The sequence below is a fragment of the Solemya elarraichensis gill symbiont genome, assembly GCF_002021095.1.
Lineage (GTDB): Bacteria > Pseudomonadota > Gammaproteobacteria > Chromatiales > Chromatiaceae.
Map to the genome: position 1 here is coordinate 1 of NZ_MPRK01000359.1, position 1,177 is coordinate 1,177.

General features: G+C 35.3%; 1 pseudogene. It reads right to left on the reverse strand.

The features are described from left to right. Positions 1 to 469: 469 nt before the first annotated feature. A pseudogene (locus BOW51_RS10915) lies at positions 470 to 1,114 on the reverse strand (AAA family ATPase); the annotation flags it as partial. Positions 1,115 to 1,177 lie beyond the last annotated feature (63 nt).

Sequence of the window (1,177 nt, forward strand, 5' to 3'; positions counted from 1 at the left end):
TTTTTTTGTAGAAATTTGTCACACTTGATGGATGTTTTCTACACAATGACTTCTTGAAATTTTTCATACATAAACCAGCAGTGTCCTTAGCTCTTCCAACTGCCACTCCAATTTGTCCTGGCTGTGAACAATACTCACAGTTCACTACAACATTTCCCAATGTCATACCTTGTGACTTGTGAAGTCATTAAGTAAGCAACTTTAAGTGGTAGTTGGACTCTCTCAGCTATAGTTTTCTTCTCAACTGGGTCAAATGTATAATAAAACTGGTTCAATCGAAACTAAGATTTTTCATGGTGCAAAGAAAATATAACATCAACTGATTTATCATGCAATTTATTAACTGTGCCACACAATCCATTAACAAGTTTATTGCTCAGGTTCAGTTTTAATAGCATCACTGGACAGTCTAGTTTGAGTCCACAATTTTGGTGCTATTATTTTGTTCAGATAATGATTATCTCCTTTATCAGCTGCTTGATAAAGTTTCAGCTCCCCAGACAAAGCTTGTAGCCTCTTGTAGTTGAATTAGATCAACATCAAAATTTCTTGTAAAAAGATGCACAAAGCTGTCTTCATTTTCCAGTGGTCTTTCTAAAGACTTCAAAAAATCCAAACTGTCATCTGAGAGTTCACCTTTCTCCAATTCATTTATACAATTTATTAGTCCCTTTTCAGATTGTCTATGTATGATACTGAGCTGAATTTGATGTGGGAAACAGTCATTAAACCATGCTAGTTGAAAACAGTAGTGGCCTGAATCACCCGTTAAAGCATTGGCAATTGGAGGAAGTTGGTAGAAATCTCCCACTAAAATAACTTGAATACCTCCAAAAATATTTGAGCAGTTTCTCACTTTTCGGCATATTATTTCTACCTGACTGAGTGTTTTAGCACTCACCATAGATACTTCATCAATTAATAATGTATTTGTATTTTTGATGTTTTCTTGAACAATATGAAACCGTTCATCTGTCTGGATGAGATGCACCAGTTCTTCATTTAAATGTCTACCATCTTTCAAGCCTGCCCATTTATGAAGTGTCTGTGCACTGGTTTGGTGTTGTAAATCATTATAGTGTGTGGCAGCAATGCCTGTAGAACATACTACAGAAACAGATTTAACACATTTTAGAGAAAACTATAGCTGAGAGAGTCCAACTACCACTTAAAGTTG